General features: G+C 58.5%; 18 protein-coding genes and 1 pseudogene. 12 read left to right on the top strand and 7 right to left on the bottom strand.

The features are described from left to right. Positions 1-73 precede the first annotated feature (73 nt). Positions 74-1321: a bifunctional glucose-1-phosphatase/inositol phosphatase gene (gene agp / locus CMQ96_RS10540; RefSeq protein WP_004131275.1), complete on the bottom strand. Its 1248-nt coding sequence runs from the start codon at positions 1319-1321 to the stop codon at positions 74-76. Positions 1322-1460: 139 nt separating this feature from the next. After that, positions 1461-1685: a hypothetical protein gene (locus CMQ96_RS10535; RefSeq protein WP_049131429.1), complete on the bottom strand. Its 225-nt coding sequence runs from the start codon at positions 1683-1685 to the stop codon at positions 1461-1463. A 271-nt stretch (positions 1686-1956) separates the two neighbouring features. Between CMQ96_RS10535 and CMQ96_RS10530 the strand changes: the two genes are divergently transcribed. Then, positions 1957-2079: a small membrane protein gene (locus tag CMQ96_RS10530; RefSeq protein ID WP_004131271.1), complete on the top strand. Its 123-nt coding sequence runs from the start codon at positions 1957-1959 to the stop codon at positions 2077-2079. 122 nt (positions 2080-2201) lie between these two features. Here CMQ96_RS10530 and CMQ96_RS10525 read toward each other — a convergent pair. Both CMQ96_RS10525 and puuA read right to left on the bottom strand, forming a co-directional pair. After that, positions 2202-3592 (bottom strand): annotated as a pseudogene (locus tag CMQ96_RS10525) (APC family permease). Between the two features lie 349 nt (positions 3593-3941). Continuing rightward, complete coding sequence (gene puuA, locus CMQ96_RS10515) at positions 3942-5360, bottom strand: glutamate-putrescine ligase (protein WP_098066785.1); 1419 nt, start codon at positions 5358-5360, stop codon at positions 3942-3944. Positions 5361-5584: 224 nt separating this feature from the next. On the opposite strand from puuA, the gene puuD reads away from it, so the two are divergent. From puuD to CMQ96_RS10495, 4 genes are all read left to right on the top strand, one after another. Continuing rightward, positions 5585-6337, top strand: a complete 753-nt coding sequence (puuD, locus tag CMQ96_RS10510; protein WP_162685309.1) for a gamma-glutamyl-gamma-aminobutyrate hydrolase — start codon at positions 5585-5587, stop codon at positions 6335-6337. A gap of 25 nt (positions 6338-6362) precedes the next feature. Next, positions 6363-6920 (top strand): HTH-type transcriptional regulator PuuR, encoded by a 558-nt coding sequence (puuR, locus tag CMQ96_RS10505; RefSeq protein ID WP_004849766.1) that lies wholly within the window; start codon positions 6363-6365, stop codon positions 6918-6920. 245 nt (positions 6921-7165) lie between these two features. Then, positions 7166-8653 (top strand): aldehyde dehydrogenase PuuC, encoded by a 1488-nt coding sequence (puuC, locus tag CMQ96_RS10500; RefSeq protein ID WP_024359584.1) that lies wholly within the window; start codon positions 7166-7168, stop codon positions 8651-8653. Positions 8654-8655: 2 nt separating this feature from the next. Further along, the gene (locus CMQ96_RS10495) at positions 8656-9936 is read left to right on the top strand and encodes an FAD-binding oxidoreductase (RefSeq protein WP_098066784.1); all 1281 of its coding nucleotides are present in this window, start codon (positions 8656-8658) and stop codon (positions 9934-9936) included. Here the strand turns inward: CMQ96_RS10495 and CMQ96_RS10490 are convergent. After that, complete coding sequence (locus CMQ96_RS10490; RefSeq protein WP_162685308.1) at positions 9933-10910, bottom strand: LysR substrate-binding domain-containing protein; 978 nt, start codon at positions 10908-10910, stop codon at positions 9933-9935. The genes CMQ96_RS10495 and CMQ96_RS10490 overlap by 4 nt on opposite strands. Positions 10911-10992: 82 nt before the next feature. Between CMQ96_RS10490 and CMQ96_RS10485 the strand changes: the two genes are divergently transcribed. Continuing rightward, a complete protein-coding gene (locus CMQ96_RS10485; protein ID WP_098066855.1) occupies positions 10993-12102 on the top strand; it encodes a tartrate dehydrogenase in 1110 nt (369 codons plus the stop codon). Positions 12103-12513: 411 nt separating this feature from the next. Here CMQ96_RS10485 and ptsP read toward each other — a convergent pair whose 3' ends face one another. Continuing rightward, complete coding sequence (gene ptsP / locus CMQ96_RS10480; protein WP_098066783.1) at positions 12514-15015, bottom strand: phosphoenolpyruvate--protein phosphotransferase; 2502 nt, start codon at positions 15013-15015, stop codon at positions 12514-12516. Between the two features lie 308 nt (positions 15016-15323). Here ptsP and CMQ96_RS10475 point away from each other — a divergent pair, with 308 nt between their 5' ends. From CMQ96_RS10475 to CMQ96_RS10455, 5 genes are read left to right on the top strand one after another with little or no spacing between them, the layout of a single operon-like run. Further along, positions 15324-16400 carry a PTS fructose transporter subunit EIIC gene (locus tag CMQ96_RS10475; RefSeq protein WP_004131253.1) on the top strand — a complete coding sequence of 359 codons (1077 nt, stop codon included), beginning with the start codon at positions 15324-15326 and terminating at the stop codon, positions 16398-16400. A gap of 20 nt (positions 16401-16420) precedes the next feature. Then, a complete protein-coding gene (locus tag CMQ96_RS10470; RefSeq protein WP_004871348.1) occupies positions 16421-16741 on the top strand; it encodes a PTS fructose-like transporter subunit IIB in 321 nt (106 codons plus the stop codon). A gap of 51 nt (positions 16742-16792) precedes the next feature. Continuing rightward, positions 16793-19090: a formate C-acetyltransferase gene (locus tag CMQ96_RS10465; protein ID WP_098066782.1), complete on the top strand. Its 2298-nt coding sequence runs from the start codon at positions 16793-16795 to the stop codon at positions 19088-19090. Further along, a complete protein-coding gene (locus CMQ96_RS10460) occupies positions 19056-19931 on the top strand; it encodes a [formate-C-acetyltransferase]-activating enzyme (protein ID WP_024359590.1) in 876 nt (291 codons plus the stop codon). Before CMQ96_RS10465 ends, CMQ96_RS10460 begins: the two co-directional genes overlap by 35 nt. Before the next feature lie 15 nt (positions 19932-19946). Beyond that, positions 19947-20288, top strand: coding sequence for a PTS fructose-like transporter subunit IIB (locus tag CMQ96_RS10455; RefSeq protein WP_004871359.1), 342 nt, complete (start codon positions 19947-19949; stop codon positions 20286-20288). A gap of 125 nt (positions 20289-20413) precedes the next feature. Here the strand turns inward: CMQ96_RS10455 and CMQ96_RS10450 are convergent, their stop codons facing one another. Further along, complete coding sequence (locus tag CMQ96_RS10450; protein WP_049130919.1) at positions 20414-21181, bottom strand: phytanoyl-CoA dioxygenase family protein; 768 nt, start codon at positions 21179-21181, stop codon at positions 20414-20416. 251 nt (positions 21182-21432) lie between these two features. Here CMQ96_RS10450 and CMQ96_RS10445 point away from each other — a divergent pair, with 251 nt between their 5' ends. Then, positions 21433-22266, top strand: coding sequence for a helix-turn-helix transcriptional regulator (locus CMQ96_RS10445; protein WP_004871363.1), 834 nt, complete (start codon positions 21433-21435; stop codon positions 22264-22266).

Raw genomic sequence — 22266 nt, 5'->3', positions numbered from 1 at the left:
CGGGCTACATCAGCGGAGCGCCTGCGCCCGCCATAACCGAAAACCCGGATTGCTCCGGGTTTTTTATGCTCTGTTATTTTGTCGCCTCGGCCATCACTTTTTTGAAGGTGTCCATCGGGCAGAAGCCGTTATCATCGACCGGACAGCCGTTCAGCGCCAGCGTCACCCGCTGCGGCGGCGACTGCAGGGTTAACGCATCGGCATTGCGCAGCTGCTCGGTGCTTTGATAGACGTACTCAATCTTCATCAAATCACGATTGCCGCCGTTATCATGCCAGCGCTGGAACACCAGCTTGCCGCCGATAGGCGTGCGCTCATATTGGTTATGCAGCTGATAGGGTTTAAAATCCAGCGCCGTCAGCAGCGAAGCGATGTTGGAGTCGTGTCCCACCAGCAGCGTCACTTTCGCCGCCTTCGCCGCATCGCCCACCAGCGCGTTGTCAATATATTTCACCAGCGGCTTAGCCACGTTGCGCGCCACTTCAGGGGAAGTAAACAGGCTATCCTGATAGCCGTTTTTCAACTTCGACAGCACCTGCCACTGCTTATCGGTTTTGATTTCGCCCCAGGCGACCTGGTCTTTCGGGAATCCCTCGTAATACTGCAGCGTAAAGGCGTCAACCAGCGAGTTACCGACCTTAAGCGGCCCGGAAACGCCAGGCTCCTGCTGATATTTGGCGCTAAAGGTATCCTTCCCTTCGCTCAGCGAGCACTGCTGCTTCTCTTTACAGGACGGAGAATTGCGGTAGTCGGTTATCGCCTCCAGCAGCTTATAGCTTTCGCCCAGTTGCATCCCCTGCCGCTCTTTCTCCATCGCCTGCACCGCCTTTTCGCTGAAGGCGGCGGAATCGTCGACGATCACCGGATTAAACGTTGGGTCCATGGTGCCCATTTTTTCCTGATGGTGCACCGTCACCCCGCAGCCGGGAAACGCGCCGGTAATAAAGAACTGCGCGGTCGCGACGGTGCGCTGCAGGCTATTGGCATAGGCGTAGACCGCGTTCTCCGGCGGGCATTCGCCGCTGGTCACCAGCCCCTGCTGCGCCAGCCATTCACGCATATAGTGCCCCATATAGACTTCCAGCACCCCGCCCTTGGTCGTCAGCTGGCCGCCGGGAACATCCCACTCCGGCCAGGACTTCGGCGTGGATTGCTCCAGCACGCTGCCGTTGTTCGCCAGCGGCGCGCGCAGGTTATGGCGGCTCATGATCAGCACCTGCTGAAGCTGATACCCTTCCGGTGCGGCCTGTTCCTGCGCCTGGACGCCAGCGGACAGTAAGACAACGCCGGCCACGGCGGCGGCGAGTAGACTTTTTCTCATCCCTTAACCCTCAGTCAGTGATTATCATCGCCTTAATTGTGACAAATTTATGACATTTTTCCGGGCAATGGCTCGCAAAGTGCGGAAAGAAATACGCTTTCCGCCGTGACGCAGGAAGCGTGAAATCAGAGGGATGGCGTTACTCCGGCAGCGGCACCGCCGCGAGGGTGCAGATAGCTTCATGCTTGCCGCCGCGATGGTCGACGATCAGCACTTTATCGCCAGCTTTTTTACCTTCGCAGGGTTTTAAAACCTGATCGACAATACGTTCGCGAATTGACGGGTTCCCGGGCTCGGCCAGGCTATTGAACGACGTCAGAACCAGCAGCGGCCCAACAACAGCGATGATTTGCTTATTAAACATTTGTGACTCTCACCCCTTATTTAGCGGGCCAAGGGTAGCAGCCCGTCGCGCTCTCGTCTGTAAATTCGCTTAAACGAGTGTTACTCGTTCATTTTTTCACCATCATCGCGCTTTACTCTTCACATTTATTCATGTAAATAATAATTTCAGTGCACTGCTGGCAGTCTATTCTCGTCTGATTCATCGGGTCATCTTTAAGAAATATCCCGATGCTATTATCCCGATATCACGGTATTTTTTCTTCATGTTAAACATAACATTAGGTTAATCTATGTCAGGTATCCTGCTCTTTATCGTCGCGGTGGTTTTGCTGGGAGTAGCCATCTACAGCCTGGTCTCCTATGTCAAGGATCGGCGCTCCGCACAGCTGCCAACTCATAAGAAAAAGAAATAATTCATCCTCACTATTCTTACCTTCTGCCCCTGCTATTTCTCCCCGACCGCCTGATTTCAAACGAGAATGACAAAAAGAAGGCAGGCTCGCCGGCCTGCCTTTATGTCTGAACTAAAAAATCGTTACGATTCCCAGGCCTGTTCCGCTTTAGCCCCGTCAAACTGCGGCGGCGGCTTACGGAAGCGGCGGGTCAGATAAGTCAGATACAGCAAACCCAGGCCCGCCCATATCAGACCGAGCGTCAGCGAGGTCGCCTCCAGGTTAATCCACAGAACGCCCACCGTCAGCGCGCCGACCATCGGCAGCAGCAGATAGTGAAAGCGATCTTTCCAGGTTTTGTTAAAGCCCTTCCGCCGCCAGAAGTGATTAAACACCGACAGGTTAACGAAGGTGAACGCCACCAGCGCGCCAAAGTTAATCAACGCCGTGGCGGTGACCAGGTCGAAGAACAGCGCCGACAGCGCGACGATGCCCACCATGATCACGTTCAGCGCCGGAGTCCGCCATTTTGGATGGACATAGCCGAAAATGCGCTCCGGGAAAACGTTATCGCGGCCCATGACGTACAGCAGGCGCGAAACGCTGGCGTGTGAGGCCAGGCCTGACGCCAGGGTATTCACAAAGGTGGTGCACAGGAAAATCGACTGGAACAGCTTGCCGCCGACGTAGAGGGCGATCTCCGGCAGCGCCGCATCCGGGTCTTTAAAACGGCTAATGTCGGGGAAAAGAGCTGCATAAAGAACGAGGCGGCAATAAAAATCACCCCGCCGTAGACCGCGGTCAGGAAGATAGCTTTCGGGATCACCCGCGCGGCGTCCGGCGTCTCTTCGGAGAGGGTCGTCACCGCATCAAAGCCGAGGAACGAAAAGCAGACTATCGTCGCCCCGGTAATAATCGGGATCAGGTGCGCGTTCTGGCTAATAAATGGCTGGAGCGACCAGACGGTACCGACGCCCTCCCCTTTATGCAGCCCTTGCACCACCAGCACGATAAAGACCACCATGATTGAGATCTGCACCAGCACGAACAGGGTATTGAAGTTCGCCACCAGATTGACGCTTTTCAGGTTCGCCGCGGTCAGAATGGCCACAAACGTCACCACCCATACCCAGGGCGGCACGTCCGGAAACAGCGCGGAAAGATAAATCTTGGCCAGCAGAACGTTGATCATCGGCAGGAACAGATAATCCAGCAGCGAAGACCAGCCCACCATAAACCCGACGTGCGGGCTGATCGACTTCTGCGCGTAGGTATACGCCGATCCCGCCTGCGGAAACTGGCGTACCAGCTTACCGTAGCTAATGGCGGTAAACAGCACGCCGGCCAGCGCCAGCAGATAGGAGGCCGGAACGTGGCCGTTGCTGATGCCGGAAACGATGCCGAAAGTATCAAAAACCGTCATCGGGGTCAGATAGGCGAGGCCCATCATCACCACCTGCCACAGCTTGAGAGACTTGCGCAGCCGCGGTTTGCCCGCTTCAGAGGCGTTATCGAGAGAGGTGTTAATAGCCATGGCCATTTCCCCCGCTGCACATCCGGGTTTGCGGTCGTAGAGACCGGGAAACCAACCTGCTTCGCAACGGGGTTAATGGCAAATCAAAAGGTAAAAAGAACCGACGAGCGGTGGCGGCGCACTCCATGCGGCCATGACGGCCCCCTTCTCCCTGCGGATATTTAAACATCTGCATCATTTCCTACCTCGTTACACACTGTGTCGTTAACTGAAGCCCCGTTGCCGCCTGCGCTCCTTAACGCGGCATCCGGGAATGGCTGGGCTCCCAGCAAAAACGTCCGACCAGGCTCCGCTCAGGCCGTATGATGCTACTCGTGATAACGCTAAGCTGCCCCCTGCGGGGCGGCAATCAGGCGTTTTTCAACATCCACTCGATTTCGGTTTCCGTGATCAGCCGCTCAAACTGCAGTAATTCGTCGTTTTTACAGGCGTGATAAACGTGGCAGAAACGTTCGCCAAGCCGCTCGCGCAGGTGATCGTTTTGCATAAACTCCCACAGCGCATCGCTCTGGCGAATCGGGAACGGCAGCCCCTCCTGCTCAAGGCCGTTGCCTTCCACCTCTTCCTGTAGCGGCAGCGGATTATCCAGACCGTGGAGGATGCCGGCGAAAATCGCCGCCATCACCAGGTACGGGTTGGCGTCCGCCCCGGCCACGCGATACTCGACGCGGTGGTTGTGCCGATCGCCGCACGGAATGCGCAGCGCCACCGTCCGGTTGTTGTGCCCCCACGACGCCTGGGTCGGCACGTACATTCCCGGCTGGAAACGACGATACGAGTTGACGTTCGGCGCCAGCAGCGCCATCGACGCCGGCATCAGGTCAATCATCCCGGCGAGCGCGCGTTTTAACATCGCGGAATCTTCGCCGTCCGCGTCCGCCAACACGTTCTCGCCTTTGTTGTTCTGCATGCTGATATGGATATGCATCCCGCTACCGGCGTGCTCTTCATAGGGTTTGGCCATAAAAGTGGCGTGCATCTTATGCTTCTCCGCCATCAAACGCACGAGACGTTTTAACGCCAGCGCGTCATCGCAGGCGTCGAGCACGTTATCGGTATGGTGGAGGTTGATTTCAAACTGACCGGGAGAGGCTTCCGCCACCGCGCCGTCCGCCGGGATCAGCTGGAGCCGGGCGATCTCATCGATTTCGTTCAGCACGTCGGCAAAGTGGTTGAGGTTGTCGACGGAGTAAACCTGACTCTGGGTATTGCGATCGCCGGTTCCCGGCGCGCACGGCGGCTGCAGGTAGCCTTCCGCGTCGCGCTTGCGGTCAAGTAAATAGAACTCCAGCTCTACCGCTACCACGGGGAACAGCCCGCGCTGGCGCAGCTGCTGCCAGAGCCGGTTCAGAACGTTCCGCGGCTCAACGTCAAAGGGAGCGCCATCTTCATCAACCATGGTCAGCAGAACCTGACCGATGTATTCCGGGTCCGCCGCTGACGGCGTTAAGGTTCCCAGCACCGGTACGCAGGTGCGATCCGGTTCGCCCATCTCCTGGCCGAGTCCCGCCTCTTCCACCACGTTGCCGAGAATGTCCATCGCGAACACCGAAGCCGGGAAATAGCAGCCCTTCTCCAGTTTGCTCAGGCCGGACACCGGGATCCGCTTACCGCGGAAGCAGCCGTTCAGGTCGGTTAACAGTACATCTACGTATTGCGTATTGGGGTAACGCTCGAGGTAGCGCTTCACTTCCCAGGTGAACGCGCTTACCCGTCTCTCTTCCGACTGCTGAACAAAATTCTCAACTTCTACGATATTGGTTTCCATGATTCACCGCCGTTGTTTTAGTTTCGGACCCTGAATGGCACTGTTAAATATAATGTCCACTCTTCGAATGTGTATGCAAACAAATTGTTTGTCAAATGTTAAATTAAGTTTGCAAAGGGCTATATCCACTGCTAGATTGAGAAAATATTGAACGAAATGGCCGTTTTACCCGCTAATCCGGTCATAATTTAGTCCACTTTGTGAGGGCGATCATGGAAAATATAATGTACAAGCCAGTTATTGGCGTGGTGATGTGTCGAAACAGGCTTAAGGGTCACCAGACCCAGACTCTGCAAGAGAAGTATCTGAACGCGATTGTTAACGCCGGCGGCGTGCCGATTGCCCTGCCGCACGCGCTGGCGGAGCCGGAACTGCTTTCCGCGCTACTGCCAAAACTGGATGGTATTTATCTGCCCGGCAGCCCGAGCAACGTACAGCCGCACCTCTATGGTGAAAACGGCGATGAGCCTGACGCCGATCCCGGGCGTGATCTTCTGAGCATGGCGCTGATCGACGCCGCGCTCGAAAGGCGCATCCCCATTTTCGCCATCTGCCGTGGACTACAGGAACTGGTTGTCGCCACCGGCGGGACTCTGTATCGTCGTCTGTTCGAGCAGCCTGAGCTTCTTGAACACCGCGAGGACCCCGAACTTCCCGTCGAGCAGCAATATGCGCCCTCGCATGAAGTTCAGGTTCAGGAAGGAGGATTACTTTCTCAGTTAATACCGGGCTGCAACACGTTTTGGGTAAACTCGTTACACGGACAGGGAGCGAAAACCACGGGTCCACGGCTGCGCGTGGAGGCGCGTTCTCCGGACGGGCTGGCGGAAGCGGTCAGCGTTAACGACCATCCTTTCGCCCTCGGCGTGCAGTGGCATCCTGAATGGAACAGTAGCGAATACGCCCTGTCGCGAATGTTGTTTGAGGGTTTTATCACCGCCTGTCAGAACTATGTCGCCGAAAAACAGCGACTCTGACCACTACCGTTAAGGAAATGCAAATATGAGCGATGACGGACTGGCGCCAGGGAAACGTCTGTCAGAGATCCGCCAACAGCTGGGTCTCTCACAGCGTCGTGCCGCCGAACTGTCTGGGTTAACACATAGTGCCATCAGCACCATAGAACAGGACAAAGTCAGTCCTGCCATCAGTACGCTGCAAAAGCTGCTGAAAGTCTACGGGCTGTCGCTCTCGGAATTCTTTTCTGAACCAGAAAAACCGGCTGAACCCCAGGTGGTTATCAATCAGGACGATCTGATTGAAATCGGCAGTCAGGGGGTGTCGATGAAGCTGGTTCATAATGGCAATCCGAACCGCACGCTGGCGATGATTTTTGAAACGTACCAGCCTGGAACCACAACCGGGGAGAGGATCAAGCATCAGGGTGAGGAGATAGGCACCATACTGGAGGGTGAAGTCGTGCTGACCATTAACGGTCAGGCGTATCACCTGGTGGCTGGGCAAAGCTATGCCATTAACACCGGCATACCGCATAGCTTCAGCAACACCTCGGCGGGTATCTGCCGAATCATTAGCGCCCATACTCCCACCACATTCTGATTTTTTAGCCTGAGGTTTTCTCAGGCTTTCTTCAGGCCTGCGCCGCCGGGGATTCATTCCGGCGGCGCGAAGAAAACGCTAGTTCACCTTGCGCAATGCGGAAAAAGGTATTCCGCTGGCCCCGGATAATTCACGCCCGTTAACGGGCAATTTACACGGTAATCAACCCCGGGGACGCCCTGCGCCCTGAGGGTCAGAAATAGCCAATTTTTATCTTTTCCCGATTACGTTATTAAGGAGTCATGATGGATTTTCACAACCTGGCTTACTGGCAACAAAAAGCACGCGAACTGACGATTGAGACACGCTTATTTATTAACGGCGAATACAGCGCCGCCGCCGATAATAGCGTGTTTGCCACCATCGACCCGGCAGCGCAGCAGACCCTTGCCGAGGTCGCGCGCGGCAAAAAGGCCGACGTCGATCGCGCGGTCCAGGCCGCCCGCGGCGTTTTCGATCGCGGCGACTGGTCGCAGGCGTCTCCTGCCCAGCGCAAAGCGGTGCTGACAAAATTCGCCGACCTGATGGACGCCCATCGCGAAGAGCTGGCGCTGCTGGAAACCCTCGACACCGGCAAGCCGATTCGCCACAGCCTGCGCGACGATATCCCCGGCGCCGCCCGCGCGATCCGCTGGTATGCCGAAGCTATCGATAAAGTCTACGGCGAAGTCGCCCCCACCGGCGGCAACGAACTGGCCATGATCGTCCGCGAACCGATTGGCGTGATTGCGGCGGTGGTGCCGTGGAATTTCCCGCTGCTGCTGGCCTGCTGGAAGCTTGGCCCGGCGCTGGCGTCCGGCAACAGCGTGGTGCTCAAGCCGTCGGAAAAATCCCCGCTTACCGCCCTACGTCTGGCGGGCTTAGCAAAACAGGCCGGACTGCCGGACGGCGTATTTAACGTGGTGAGCGGTTTCGGCCATGAAGCCGGTCAGGCGCTAGCGCTGCATCCGGACGTCGAAGTGATTACCTTTACCGGCTCCACCCGCACCGCTAAACAACTACTGAAGGACGCGGGCGACAGTAATATGAAACGCGTCTGGCTGGAGGCGGGCGGCAAAAGCGCCAATATCGTCTTTGCCGACTGCCCGGATCTACAAAAAGCAGTCAACGCGACCGCCGGCGGTATTTTTTACAACCAGGGCCAGGTCTGTATCGCCGGTACCCGCCTGCTGCTGGAAGAGAGCATCGCCGACCGCTTTCTCGATCTCCTGAAAGAGCAGGCAAAGGGCTGGCAGCCGGGCAATCCACTCGACCCGAATACCACTATGGGCATGCTGATCGACAACACCCATGCCGATAGCGTCCACAGCTTTATTCGCGCCGGCGAAGCGCACAGCACGCTGCTGCTGGACGGGCGCAAAAATCCGTGGCCCGCGGCGGTCGGCCCGACCATCTTCGTCGACGTCGACCCCGCCTCCCCGCTCAGCCAGGAGGAGATCTTCGGCCCGGTGCTGGTGGTGACCCGCTTTAAAAACGAGGAGCAGGCGCTGGCGCTGGCCAACGATAGCCGCTACGGCCTCGGCGCGGCGGTCTGGACCCGCGATCTCTCCCGCGCTCACCGCGTCAGCCGCCGTCTTAAAGCCGGCTCCGTCTTCGTGAACAACTACAACGATGGCGATATGACCGTGCCCTTCGGCGGCTACAAGCAGAGCGGCAACGGACGCGATAAGTCCCTGCACGCGCTGGAAAAATTCACTGAACTGAAAACTATCTGGATTGCCCTGGAGTCTTAATCATGAGCGAACATACCACCAGCTATTACGCCGCCAGCGCCAACCGCTATGAGCCGTTCCCGACGCTGGACGAATCAATCAGCTGCGACGTCTGCGTCGTCGGCGGCGGCTATACCGGCCTCTCATCGGCGCTGCATCTGGCCGAAATGGGCTACGATGTGGTGCTGCTGGAAGGCGCGCGCATCGGCTTCGGCGCCAGCGGGCGTAACGGCGGCCAGCTGGTTAACTCCTATAGTCGCGATATCGACGTTATCGAAAAAACCTACGGTCCGGACGCGGCAAAAATGCTCGGCAGCATGATGTTTGAAGGCGGCGACATTATTCGCGCGCGCATCCAGCGCTATCAAATCCAGTGCGACTATCGCCCCGGCGGGCTATTTGTCGCGCTGAACCATAAACAGCTGGAGACGCTGGAAGAGCAGAAGGCGAACTGGGAGCGCTACGGCAATACCCAGCTGGAGCTGCTGGATGCCAGCGCCATTCGCCGCGAAGTGGACAGCGACCGCTACGCCGGCGCCCTGCTGGACCACAGCGGCGGCCATATTCATCCGCTGAACCTGGCGATTGGCGAGGCGGACGCCATTCGGCTAAACGGCGGTCGGGTTTACGAACAATCACCGGTCACCCGCATTCAGCACAGCAGCCCGGCGGTGGTGACTACCGAACGCGGGCAGGTTACCGCCCGCTATGTGATCGTCGCCGGTAACGCCTATCTCGGCGATAAGCTCGAGCCGGAGCTGGCGAAACGCAGCATGCCGTGCGGCACCCAGGTGGTCGCCACCGCGCCGCTGGCTGAGGATCTGGCGCGCTCGCTGATCCCGAAAAACTACTGCGTGGAGGATTGTAACTACCTGCTGGATTACTACCGTCTGACCGCCGATAACCGCCTGCTGTACGGCGGCGGCGTGGTGTACGGCGCGCGCGATCCGGACGACGTTGAGCGGCTGATTATGCCGAAGCTGCTGAAAACCTTCCCGCAGCTGCAGGGGGTGAAAATCGACTATCGCTGGACCGGCAACTTCCTGCTGACCCTCTCAAGGATGCCGCAGTTTGGCCGCCTCGATAACAATATCTACTATATGCAAGGCTACAGCGGCCACGGCGTCACCTGTACCCACCTCGCCGGACGGCTGATTTCGGAGCTGCTGCGCGGCGACGCCGAACGTTTCGACGCCTTTGCGAAGCTACCGCACTATCCGTTCCCCGGCGGGCGCAGCCTGCGCATTCCATTTACCGCCATGGGCGCGGCCTACTACAGCCTGCGCGACAGGCTCGGCGTTTAATCCCCCCGGCCGACGGCGCCTGCCGTCGGCAATGTTGCCTCGTCGTCCTGCTGCGGAAAGCGCTGGCGGAAGTAGCGGCGTAAAAACTCCACGGTGGTGCGAATTTTGGCCGAGGTCGCCAGCCGCGAGACGTATACCGCCCAAATATTGGCAGGCTGGTAATACTCCGGCAGCAGATGCACCAGGTTGCCGCTGGCGATATTTTCCCTGACGTCCCACCACGAGCGCAGCGCGATCCCCTGCCCCTCGAGGCACCACTGATGGACGATTTCGCCGTGGTTTGACGACAGCGGCCCGGTCACCTTGATGGCGTGCTCGCCCTCTTTATCGCGCAGCTGCCAGACGCCAAAGGGCCGGTCGCGCTCTTTGATCACCAGGCAGGGTAAGGCGGCAAGGTCGCTAAGCTGCTTTGGCGCCGGGTGACGGGCGATAAATTCCGGCGAAGCACAGAGAATTCGATGGTTGGTAGCAAGCTGGCGGGCAATCAGGTTAGGAGCGATGTCGTCGCCGACGCGAATATCCAGATCGACGCCTTCATTGGCTAAATCCACCAGCCGGTCGGCGACGTCGAAACGGATCTCCAGCTGCGGGTAGCTACGGGCCAGCTCGGAGAGCGCCGGCGCGACTACCCGCCGGCCAAAGCCAAAGCTGCTGATAATCCGCAGCGTCCCCTGCGGCACCTGCCGCGCATCGGAGAGCTCATCCATCATCTGATCGACGTCCTGCAGGATGCGCAGCCCCCATTCGTAGATGCGCTCCCCCTCTTCGGTGATAGCGACGCGTCGGGTGGTGCGGTGCAGCAGCTGGACGTTGAGCGTTTGCTCCAGCAGCGACACGCGCTTGCTGACGAAAGCCGGAGAGACCCCCAGCTCTTCAGCGGCGGCGGCAAAACCGGCGCGGCGGGCAACCAGCATAAAGACGCGCAAATCGTTCAGCAGCGGCAGATTATTCATGATTCGTGTTTTATGTTTCACCAGTTGGCGGGATTAATTATGAATCAGTCAATTATAGGATAGAGATGAAGTCAATTTCCCTTACCTGAAACTGAGAACAATGATGAATAAAACCTTACGTATTGCCGCCATCCCCGGCGATGGCATCGGTAAAGAAGTGCTGCCGGAAGGCGTCCGCGTGCTGCAGGCCGCCGCCGAACGCTGGGGGCTGGCGTTAAGCTTCGAGCACTTTGAGTGGGCCAGCTGCGACTATTACGCGCAACACGGCGCCATGATGCCCGACGACTGGCGCGCACAGCTGCAAACGTTCGATGCGATCTACTTCGGCGCGGTCGGCTGGCCGGATATCGTGCCGGATCACATCTCCCTGTGGGGCTCGCTGCTGAAGTTCCGCCGCGAATTTGACCAGTACGTCAACCTGCGTCCGGTGCGCCTGTTCCCCGGCGTCCCCTGCCCGCTGGCGGGTAAGCAGCCCGGCGATATCGATTTTTACGTGGTGCGCGAGAATACCGAAGGGGAATACTCCGCCCTCGGCGGGCATGTGAATCCGGGGACCGAACATGAAGTGGTGATTCAGGAGTCGGTATTTACCCGCCGCGGCGTTGACCGCATTCTGCGCTACGCTTTTGAATTAGCGCAAAGCCGCCCGCGCAGAACGCTAACGTCGGCGACCAAATCCAACGGTCTGGCCATCAGCATGCCCTTCTGGGACCAGCGCGTCGAAGCGATGGCGCAGGAATACCCGGAGGTGAAATGGGATAAACAGCATATTGATATTCTGTGCGCCCGCTTCGTGCTGCAGCCTGAGCGTTTTGACGTGGTGGTCGGCTCCAACCTGTTCGGCGATATTCTCTCCGACCTCGGTCCTGCCTGTACCGGCACTATCGGCATTGCTCCGTCGGCGAATCTCAACCCGGACCGCACCTTCCCGTCGCTGTTTGAAGCGGTGCACGGTTCCGCGCCGGATATCTACGGCAAAAATATCGCCAACCCGATTGCCACCATCTGGGCCGGCGCGATGATGCTCGACTTCCTCGGCAACGGCGACGCGCGCTATCAGGCCGCCCATGACGGCATTCTGGCGGCGATTGAGCAAACCATCGCCAGCGGACCGAAGACGCCGGATATGCAAGGCACCGCCTCCACCCAGCAGGTGGGCGAAGCGATTTGTCAGGCGATTGCCGCACACCAGGTCGCCCGGACAGGCGCGTAAGCGCCGCCTCCGGGAAAGCATGCAGGGGTTCCGTTCACCGCTATCCCGCAGAAAATGTCTCACCGTGGTACGTGAACGGGTAAAGGGGGAGAAAACCGTCTCCCCCTTTACAATCCCCGCGGTCCCGCAAAGAAATCGGTGCTGCGCACTGCGCTCATCTCCCGGTTCGCCGATTTCAGCGGGGACCAGGGCATCGCTACATATCACGTCGTTTCAGAGACATATCCACAGCTGCATAAAAATCTCCCCGGAGGCGGCGCTTACGCGCCTGTCCGGGCTACCCAATCTTGCTCCCTCAGGCGCCGAACCCGAAAATCCCGGGTCGCGGCGTAAACGCCTTACCCGGGCTACTCCTTCGCAGACGGCTGGTAACCCGTAGCCCCGGTAAGCGCAGCGCCACCGGGGAGATAACTACAGCTCCAGCTCGCGCTGCAGCAGCGCCGCGATCGCCTCGCTGCTCTGCGCCGTCACCAGCGATTGCCGGAACTCCGCATGCATAATGCGCCGCGCCAGCCGCGAGAAAATACGCATATGCTGATCGCCCGCCGAATGTTTGTTCAGCGTCAGCATAATCACAAACTGCACCTCGTCGTCGCCCCACGCTACCGGCTGCGCCAGGCGGGCGACGCTGATGGTCGACTGCTCGATATGCTCCGATTTACTGTGCGGAATGGCGAAGCTAAAGCCCAGCCCGGTGGAGAACACCGCTTCGCGGGCCCACAGATCGGCTTCCAGCTTACGCGGATAGCGGCAGCGCCCGGCCAGCAGCAGATTGTCGGTCATGCCCTTAATCACCTCCTCTTTACTGCGCCAGTCGCTGTTCAGCGTAATGCACTGAGGGGTAATCAGCGGCGCGTCCTGCTGGGTCATGCGGAACTGGGCCAGCAGGTGCTCGACCTCCAGCGAAGTACGGCACTGCATCGCCTGATTCAGCAACTGACGGCAGGCGCGGCTATCGAGCTGCGCCAGACGCGCCTTGGTCGCGGGGATCGACGGCGCGCTCATGCTTAGCTCATCGAGCCCCAGCCCTACCAGCAGCGGCAGCACCGAGCCTTTGGCCCCCAGCTCGCCGCACAGGCCGATCCATTTACCCTGACGATGCACCGCCTGAACCGCATAATCCAGCGCGCGCAAAAAGGCCGGGTTAAGGCTGTTGTAGTGGCGCGTCACCTTGGCATTATCGCGATCGACCGCCAGCAGATACTGGGTCAGGTCGTTACTGCCGATACTAAAGAAATCAATCTCTTCGCAGCACTGATCGATGATAAACATCACCGACGGCACTTCGAGCATAATGCCCAGCGGGATCTTCTCATCAAACGGAATATGTTCGCTGCGCAGCGACTGTTTGGCATCCGCCAACTGCTCCTTCACCCACAGAATCTCCTCCATCGAGGAAATCATCGGGATCATGATTTTCAGCGCGCCGTGCGCCGAGGCGCGCAAAATCGCCCGCAGCTGGGTGCGGAACAGCGCCTGAAACTCTGCGTAAATACGCACCGCCCGGTAGCCGAGAAACGGGTTGTTCTCCGCCGGAATGTTGAGGTAGGCCACCGGCTTGTCGCCGCCGATATCCATAGTGCGGATGATAATGCTGCGCCCGTTGGCCGGCTCCAGCGCCTGGCAAAATATGTTGTAGAGCTCGTTTTCCGAGGGCGCGCTGGGCCTGTCCATATAGAGCATTTCGGTGCGGAACAGGCCTACCGACTGCGCGCCGTTGTTGAAGGCCGCCGTCGCCTCTACCGAATGGGCGATATTGGCCGCCACTTCCAGACGAATCCCGTCTTCCGTACGCCCCTCTTTATCCAGCCAGGCCTGCTGCTGGCGGCGGATCTGCGCCTGCACCCAGGCCTCCTGCTGATAGTAGCGCGCCACCGCTTGATCGGGATTGACCACCACCAGCCCGGCGTTACCGTCAATCTGCACTCGCCGATCGACCCACGGCAACAGCGCCTCCATATCGACGCCTACCAGAGTGGGAATATTGAACGAACGCGCGAGGATCACCGTATGTGAAGTGGTGCCGCCGCTGCGCAGCAGCAGGCCTTTAAGCAGGGTTTTATCCAGCTCAAGAAACTGGCTGGGAGTGAGTTCATCGGCGAGGCAGATGACCTCTTCCGTCAGCTTACCCGGCGCCGGGAAGCGCGCTTCGCCGTAGATATGCTGGAGCAACTGGAAGCAGACGTCGCGAACGTCCAGCACGCGCTCCTGCAAATAACTGTTGCCTGACGCGCTGAACTGGGCGCAAAAATGTTCACCGCTAGCGACCACCGCTTCGGCGCAGCTCAGGCCGCTCAGCAGCCCGTCCAGCAGGTGCTGGTGCAGCGAAGCGTCGGTCGCCAGAGAGCGATGCGCTTCCAGGATCGCGCTGGCGGTGCCGTCGTTATCCAGCAGGCGAAACTCAATGTTTTTCACCAGCAGAGTCAGCCCTTTATCCAGCGCCGCCTGCTCCTGTTCGATGGCACCCGCCGCCGGTAGCGCGCCTAAATCGCGCAGATCGAGGGACTTAAGATGGGTGAGCCTGCCGCCCGCGCTGCCGGCGCAGACCGGTAAGGCGTGAAACAGCGTGGGATTGAGGCGCGAGAGGGATTCAGGAACCGGCTGAACATCCATCTGCTCAGCCGTCGGCAGCGGCGCATCGCAGTGCGGAAATTCGTCGCGGATAAACGCCGATAGCGCGGCGAACGCCTGTTCTTCGTCCTCTCCGCTGACGATCAGCTCACAGCGGTCCCCCTTCAAGGTATTGGTGCCGATAATCGCCAGCGCGCTTTTCGCGTTCCCGCGCCCTTCCGTGCGGATATTTAACCATTCGACCGAAGACGAAAAAGTATTGCACAGCGTTTCGACCAGGCTTGCCGGGCGCGCATGTACGCCGTTGGGCAAATCACATATGAATTCAATTACCAGAGCCATCGCCTTCCTCCTGAATAATGCGTATTAGCCAAAAGGTAAAGAAAGAAGCCGCCCGCCACTACGTGATAAAAGTGGTAATTACTGGATAATTGTATGCCAGACTCTTTTTTATGCTCGTGGTCACAAATCGCCCTATTAACGGCGTCAAAAACCCGCCAGAACTAAGATTTGAGGTGGATCGCAATTTTCTTCTCGTCTTACAAATATCCAGTAAATGCACTTTTTCTCTACTATTTTATGCGCCGCCCTTTTTCTAAGGTTGAGACATCAACTCAGTCACGGGCCACGCAGCGCTCAGGAGAAAAACAATGAATGAACTGGTGCAAATATTAAAAAATACACGCCAGCACCTCATGACCGGGGTGTCACATATGATCCCGTTTGTCGTGTCCGGTGGGATCTTGCTGGCAGTCTCCGTCATGTTGTACGGCAAGGGCGCGGTGCCCGATGCCGCCACCGACCCTAACCTGAAAAAACTGTTTGATATCGGCGTGGCCGGGCTGACGCTGATGGTGCCGTTTCTGGCAGCCTATATCGGCTACTCCATCTCCGACCGCGCGGCGCTGGCCCCCTGCGCCATCGGCGCCTGGGTCGGCAACAGCTTCGGCGCCGGCTTCTTCGGCGCGCTGATTGCCGGGATCATCGGCGGGCTGGTGGTCTACTACCTGAAGAAGATCCCGGTGCACAAAGTGCTGCGCTCGGTGATGCCCATCTTCGTTATCCCGATTATCGGCACCTTTATAACCGCCGGGATCATGATGTGGGGTCTCGGCGAGCCGATTGGCGCGCTGACCGCCAGTCTGACCGGCTGGCTGCAGGGCATGCGCGAAGGCAGCATCGTGATTCTCGCCATCATTATGGGCCTGATGCTGGCCTTCGACATGGGCGGTCCGGTGAATAAAGTCGCCTACGCCTTCATGCTGATTTGCGTTTCCCAGGGCGTTTACAGCGTGGTGGCCATCGCCGCCGTCGGCATCGCCGTGCCGCCGCTGGGCATGGGCCTGGCAACGCTGATTGGACGTAAATACTTCTCCGCGGAAGAGCGCGAAACCGGTAAGGCCGCGCTGGTGATGGGCTGCGTTGGCGTGACCGAGGGCGCGATCCCCTTCGCCGCCGCCGACCCGCTGCGCGTTATCCCGGCCAACATGATCGGCGCAGCCGCCGGTTGCGTGACCGCCGCGCTGCTCGGTGCCCAGTGCTACGCCGGCTGGGGCGGGCTGATCGTGCTGCCGGTGGTTGAAGGTAAAGGCGGATTTATTGCCGGTCTGGCGGTGGGCGCCATCGTCAGCGCCGCCTGCGTCATCCTGCTCAAAGCCCTTGCGAAAAAGAAAACGTCAGACGCCAAAGCCGATGACGAGATGGATCTTGATTTCGAAATTAACTGAAACAGTGGAAGGAATATTGTATGACCAAAATTATCGCCGTTACCGCTTGCCCGTCTGGCGTCGCCCACACCTATATGGCCGCCGAGTCGCTGGAGAGCGCCGCTAAAGCCAAAGGCTGGCAGGTCAAAGTCGAGACTCAGGGCTCCATCGGTATTGAGAATGAACTGACGGCGGAAGACGTCGCCAGCGCCGATCTGGTGATCCTGACTAAAGATATCGGCATTAAGTTCGAAGAGCGTTTTGCCGGTAAAACCATCGTGCGCGTCAATATCAGCGATGCCGTGAAGCGCGCCGAAGCCATTATGAACAAAATCGACAGCCACCTTTCACAGAATGCCTGACCGAAAGCACGGGGCGCGACCTGCGCCCCGCAAAATAACATGGAGTTTGTCATGACTAATCGCACTCAACGCTTAAAAGACCGTCTGTTCGCCAACCCGCGCGAAATCTCCCTCGAGCGGGCCCTGCTCTACACCGCCAGCCATAAGCAGACGGAGGGCGAGCCGGTGATGATCCGCCGGGCGAAAGCGACCGCATGGGTTCTCGACCATGTGCAGATTTCGATTCGTGATGATGAACTGATTGCCGGTAACCGCACGATCAAGCCGCGCGCCGGGATTATGTCGCCGGAGATGGACCCCTACTGGCTGCTTAAGGAGCTGGACCAGTTCCCGACCCGCCCGCAGGACCGCTTCAATATTAGCGAAGAAGATAAGCGCATCTACCGCGAAGAGCTGTTCCCCTACTGGGAGAATCGCTCAATGAAGGACTTCATCAACGGCCAGATGACCGATGAAGTGAAGACCGCCGTCAGCACGCAGATTTTTAGCGTTAACCAGACCGATAAAGGCCAGGGGCATATCATTATCGACTACCCCCGCCTGCTGGAAAACGGCCTCGCCGCGCTGGTGGCGGAGCTTAAGGCGTTGAATAAGCAGCACCCGCAGAACAGTTTTTATCAGGCGGTGCTGATCCTGCTGGAAGCCTCCCAGCGCCATATTCTGCGCTATGCCGCGCTGGCCGATGAGATGGCCGCCGGCTGCGTTGACCCGCAGCGGCGCAAAGAGCTGGAAACCATCGGCGAAATTTCGCGCCATAACGCGCTGCACCGCCCGGAAGACTTCTGGCAGGCCTGCCAGCTCTTCTGGTATATGAACATCATTTTGCAGTATGAATCCAACGCCAGCTCCATTTCGCTGGGGCGCTTTGACCAGTACATGCTGCCGTACTATCAGGCGTCGTTGAATCGCGGCCAGGATCCGCAGTTTCTTCAGGAGCTGCTGGAGTCGCTGTGGGTGAAGTGCAACGATATCGTCCTGCTGCGCTCCACCAGCAGCGCGCGCTACTTCGCGGGCTTCCCGACCGGCTATACCGCCCTGCTCGGCGGCCTGACCGAGACCGGACGCAGCGCGGTCAATATCCTGTCGTTTTTATCCCTCGACGCCTACCAGAACGTGCGCCTGCCGCAGCCGAACCTCGGCGTGCGGGTCAACGAGCTGATCGACCGTCCGTTCCTGCGCAAAACCGCCGAAACCATTCGCCTCGGCACCGGCATTCCGCAAATCTTTAATGATGAAGTGGTGATCCCGGCGTTTCTCAACCGCGGCGTCTCGCTGGAAGACGCGCGGGATTATTCGGTGGTCGGCTGCGTTGAGCTGTCGATCCCGGGGCGCACCTACGGCCTGCACGATATCGCCATGTTTAACCTGCTGAAGGTGATGGAAATCGTGATGCTGGAAAACGAAAGCAATCCTGATATCACCTGGGATGGGTTGATTAATCAAATCCGCGACAAGATTCGCTATTACATTAAGCTGATGGTCGAAGGCAGCAATATTTGCGATATCGGCCACCGCGACTGGGCGCCGGTTCCCCTGCTCTCTTCCTTTATTGAAGACTGCGTGCAGCACGGCCAGGATATTACCGAAGGCGGCGCGCGCTATAACTTCTCTGGGGTGCAGGGTATCGGCATCGCCAACCTCAGCGACTCGCTGCACGCGCTCAAAGGGATGGTGTTTGAGCAAAAACGCCTGAGCTTCGCCGAGCTGATCGCGGTGCTGAAAGCCAACTTCCAGACGCCGGAAGGCGAAAAGATCCGCGCGCGCCTGATCAACCGCTTCGAGAAATACGGCAACGATATCGACGAAGTGGACAACATCAGCGCCGATCTGCTGCGCTTCTACTGCAAAGAGGTTGAGCGGTATCAGAACCCGCGCGGCGGTCATTTCACGCCGGGCTCCTATACCGTCTCCGCCCACGTGCCGCTGGGGTCGGTGGTTGGCGCGACGCCGGACGGACGCCTGGCCGGGGAGCAGCTGGCGGACGGCGGGCTGTCACCGATGCTCGGCCAGGACGTGCAGGGGCCGACCGCGGTGCTCAAGTCGGTCAGCAAGCTGGATAACTTTCTGCTCTCCAACGGGACGCTGCTGAACGTCAAATTCACCCCGGCGACCCTTGCCGGCGACAGCGGCCTCAACAAGCTGGCCGACTTTCTGCAGGCCTTCACCAAGCTGAAGCTACAGCATATTCAGTTCAACGTGGTCAACGCCGACACCCTGCGCGAAGCCCAGCAGCGGCCGCAGGACTTCGCCGGTCTGGTGGTGCGCGTCGCCGGCTATAGTGCCTTTTTTGTCGAGCTGTCGCAGGAGATTCAGGATGACATTATCCGCCGCACCGCGCATCAGCTGTGAGGTGATGGAAACGCGCGCCGATAAGGCGCGCATTTTTAACATCCAGCGCTACTCTTTGAATGACGGTCAGGGGATCCGCACCGTCGTGTTTTTTAAAGGCTGCCCGCACACCTGCCCGTGGTGCGCCAATCCGGAATCGATCTCGCCGAAAATTCAGACCGTACGCCGTGAGAGCAAGTGCCTGCGCTGTTCCCGCTGCCAGCAGGACGTGGTCGAGTGCCCCTCCGGCGCGTGGGAGCAGATTGGCCGCGACGTCACCCTGGATAATCTGCTTAAAGAGGTGCTGAAGGATGAGGTCTTCTTCCGCGCCTCCGGCGGCGGCGTCACCCTGTCGGGCGGCGAGGTGCTGATGCAGGCCGAGTTTGCCGCGCGTTTTCTGCGCCGCCTGCGCGAATGGGGAGTGAGAACGGCGATTGAAACGGCGGGCGATAGCGCCTTCAGCCGTTTTTTTCCGCTGGCGCAGGCGTGCGACGAAGTGCTGTTCGATCTGAAAATCATGGATGAAGCGCTGGCCCGCGAGCAGCTGCGGATGAATATGCCGCGGGTGCTGGATAACTTCGCCCGTCTGGTGGACGCGCATATTCACGTGATCCCCCGGGTGCCGCTGATTCCGGGGTTCACGCTTAACGAAGAGAATTTCCGCCAGATTCTGGCGTTTTTGGCCCCCTTTAAGCTGCCCGAAATTCATCTTCTGCCGTTCCATCAGTACGGCGAACCCAAATATCACTTACTGGGAAAAACATGGTCGATGTCGATGATTAAAGCGCCCGCGGAATCTGAGATTCAACCATTCAAGACGCTGGCCGAACGGGCCGGTTTTAGCGTGACCGTCGGCGGATAACGCCTGGAGGATGCTATGGATTTCACTATCGTTGCCGTCACGGCCTGCGTCAGCGGCGTCGCTCACACCTATATGGCGGCCGAGCGGCTGGAAAAAGTCGGCCACCAGGAGAAATGGAATATCAAAATAGAAACCCAGGGCGCGTTGGGGGTGGAGAACAAAATCACCGCTGAGGATATTGCCCACGTCGATGTCGTTCTGCTGGTGACGGATATTGAAATTGACGATGCCCAACGTTTTCACGGCATCCGCACCATTAAGACCAGCATTAAAACCTTTCTGCTGCAGCCGCAGCAGATTGTCGAGGCGGTGAAATGCATTATGAAAAAACCGGTGGTGTATATTGAGATCCCGTGAGCGCACCTGTGATTTTGTAGCCCGGGCAAGGCGCTTGCGCCGCGGCCCGGGGAAATAACACTTCGGCAGTTTCAGGTTTTCCCCGGTCACGCTGCGCTTACCGGGGCTACAATTCCACGCGATTCTTACTCCACGTCCAGCAGCCATTTCTGCGCGGGCGTCAAGCGACTGGCGGTTTCCGGCGTCAGCCAGCGCTGCTGATCCTGCTGTGCGGTATCCGCCCTGTCGATATATAAACCGTGCAGCACGCGCCTTCTGCTGCCGACGCGGTTGCGCGTCCCGCCGTGCCAGGCGTGGGCGTTATAAATCATCACGCTGCCCGCCGGCGCGGCGAACACCACCTCATCAGGATGCGCCAGCTCCGGGTCGTCCAGCACTTCTTCCGGCAGCTCCGGGCGAAGATGCGTGCCGGGAATAATGCGCGGCGCGCCGTTTTCCGCGCTCAGGTCATCAATGGCCCAAATGGTATTCACCAGATGCACTTTCGGAAAATCGGGACGCGGCTTTTTCCAGTCCGCATGCAGCGGCTGATGGCCGCCGTTAAACAACGCTTCCCGCGCGTTCAGGCTGGAGACTTTAAAATCGCCCTGAAAAACATGCCGACAGGCGGAGAGAATCAGCGGGTGGGACCAGACCTTTTCCCAAATCGCGCCTTTGTTAATCAGGTTGGCGATGCGGGTTGCCGTCGCTTCCTGGTGGTGCTCCATCGCCAGATTATCGCCCTCTCTCTCGACGATGGCGTCGATAAGCGCGCGCATCGCCGCCAGCCACTCCGCGTCCGCCACGTTATGCACGACGGTGTAGCCCAGGGTATCCAGCTCCTGTTTCATTGTCGGGCTCAGCGCAACGTTCGCCCCCAGCGCATCCAGATAAACCGCAGATTGTTGTTCCATATTTATATTCCTTAACTTATCGATAACACAAAACAAACTCTAATCTGCGGCGGGCGGGAATACATGAGGCCAAAACTACGAAAAACTGGACAAGCGTACGCGGCAGAAAAAAGTGTGATGGCCATCAAAATCCAGCTTTTCCGCCTTCCAGCAGGGCCATCATTCGCGAAGTCGCCTGATACAGAACAAACCTGTGCAGATAAAATAGATTATAATCAACAGGATAATTGCTCTCTTCTAAGGCGTACGGAATGATTGACGATCTGGCGGATATTTTAAATCGTTTAGTAAATCAGAAAGATAATCTGCACGTCAGGTTCCCCGACCCGGATATCTCCGAGCCCGCGCTGGCGTTTAAGGTGCCCTTTCCACGGCTGGAAATTGTGCTCGAGGGTGAGCTTAAGGAGAGCGGGCTGCCGCTGTCGGAGACGATGCTCTCCGCCTCGCAGGTACTCTACGTTCAGGCGGGTAAATGGACGCTGCCGGAATGGACCGCGCCGGCATCGACGTTAAGCATTCTGTTTGGCCGCCAGAAGCTGGGGTTTTGCGTTCAGCACTGGGACGGCAGGCAGCTGCGCACGGAAAAGCAGAACGTCGCCCGCCTGGGGCCGCGCGTGGGCTCCTACCTGCTGCTGTCGCTCAATGAAATCTGCCTGCAGCCGGACCCGGTGACCGCCCGGCTGGTCGTCTCTGCGCTGTTAAGCCACTGCCTTGAGCAACTGGTCGGGCTGGAGATGCGCGTCAGCCGCAGCCGCGATCTGTTTCTGGCGGTACAGGATTATCTCGAAGAGCATCTCAGCCAGCCGCTGACCCGCGAGTCGGTGGCGAAACGCTTTCACATTACGCCCAACTATCTTTCGCATATATTCCAGAAATCCGGCTCCGTCGGTTTTAACGAGTTTCTCACCAGCGTCCGCCTGGAAAAGGCGAAAAAACTACTCCGCGGCTACGACCTTAAGGTCAAAGAGATCGCCCACAACTGCGGGTTTGTCGACAGCAACTATTTCTGCCGGGTGTTTAAACGCTATACCGAGCGCTCTCCGTCCGAATATCGCCGCCACTGCCGCAGCGCGCAGCAGGGATAG

Origin of the sequence: Klebsiella sp. MBT K-1 (assembly GCF_002556465.1) — a bacterium.
Classification (GTDB): Bacteria; Pseudomonadota; Gammaproteobacteria; order Enterobacterales; family Enterobacteriaceae; genus Klebsiella; species Klebsiella grimontii.
Note: the sequence above shows the minus strand (reverse complement) of the source record. Positions and strands in the feature narration are given on the sequence as shown.

Bases quoted from the DNA above. Each gene is read 5' to 3' on its own strand.
- agp (WP_004131275.1), bottom strand. From the start codon at position 1,321: ATGAGAAAAAGTCTACTCGCCGCCGCCGTGGCCGGCGTTGTCTTACTG.
- CMQ96_RS10535 (WP_049131429.1), bottom strand. From the start codon at position 1,685: ATGTTTAATAAGCAAATCATCGCTGTTGTTGGGCCGCTGCTGGTTCTG.
- CMQ96_RS10530 (WP_004131271.1), top strand. From the start codon at position 1,957: ATGTCAGGTATCCTGCTCTTTATCGTCGCGGTGGTTTTGCTGGGAGTA.
- puuA (WP_098066785.1), bottom strand. From the start codon at position 5,360: ATGGAAACCAATATCGTAGAAGTTGAGAATTTTGTTCAGCAGTCGGAA.
- puuD (WP_162685309.1), top strand. From the start codon at position 5,585: ATGTACAAGCCAGTTATTGGCGTGGTGATGTGTCGAAACAGGCTTAAG.
- puuR (WP_004849766.1), top strand. From the start codon at position 6,363: ATGAGCGATGACGGACTGGCGCCAGGGAAACGTCTGTCAGAGATCCGC.
- puuC (WP_024359584.1), top strand. From the start codon at position 7,166: ATGGATTTTCACAACCTGGCTTACTGGCAACAAAAAGCACGCGAACTG.
- CMQ96_RS10495 (WP_098066784.1), top strand. From the start codon at position 8,656: ATGAGCGAACATACCACCAGCTATTACGCCGCCAGCGCCAACCGCTAT.
- CMQ96_RS10485 (WP_098066855.1), top strand. From the start codon at position 10,993: ATGAATAAAACCTTACGTATTGCCGCCATCCCCGGCGATGGCATCGGT.
- ptsP (WP_098066783.1), bottom strand. From the start codon at position 15,015: ATGGCTCTGGTAATTGAATTCATATGTGATTTGCCCAACGGCGTACAT.
- CMQ96_RS10475 (WP_004131253.1), top strand. From the start codon at position 15,324: ATGAATGAACTGGTGCAAATATTAAAAAATACACGCCAGCACCTCATG.
- CMQ96_RS10470 (WP_004871348.1), top strand. From the start codon at position 16,421: ATGACCAAAATTATCGCCGTTACCGCTTGCCCGTCTGGCGTCGCCCAC.
- CMQ96_RS10465 (WP_098066782.1), top strand. From the start codon at position 16,793: ATGACTAATCGCACTCAACGCTTAAAAGACCGTCTGTTCGCCAACCCG.
- CMQ96_RS10460 (WP_024359590.1), top strand. From the start codon at position 19,056: ATGACATTATCCGCCGCACCGCGCATCAGCTGTGAGGTGATGGAAACG.
- CMQ96_RS10455 (WP_004871359.1), top strand. From the start codon at position 19,947: ATGGATTTCACTATCGTTGCCGTCACGGCCTGCGTCAGCGGCGTCGCT.
- CMQ96_RS10450 (WP_049130919.1), bottom strand. From the start codon at position 21,181: ATGGAACAACAATCTGCGGTTTATCTGGATGCGCTGGGGGCGAACGTT.
- CMQ96_RS10445 (WP_004871363.1), top strand. From the start codon at position 21,433: ATGATTGACGATCTGGCGGATATTTTAAATCGTTTAGTAAATCAGAAA.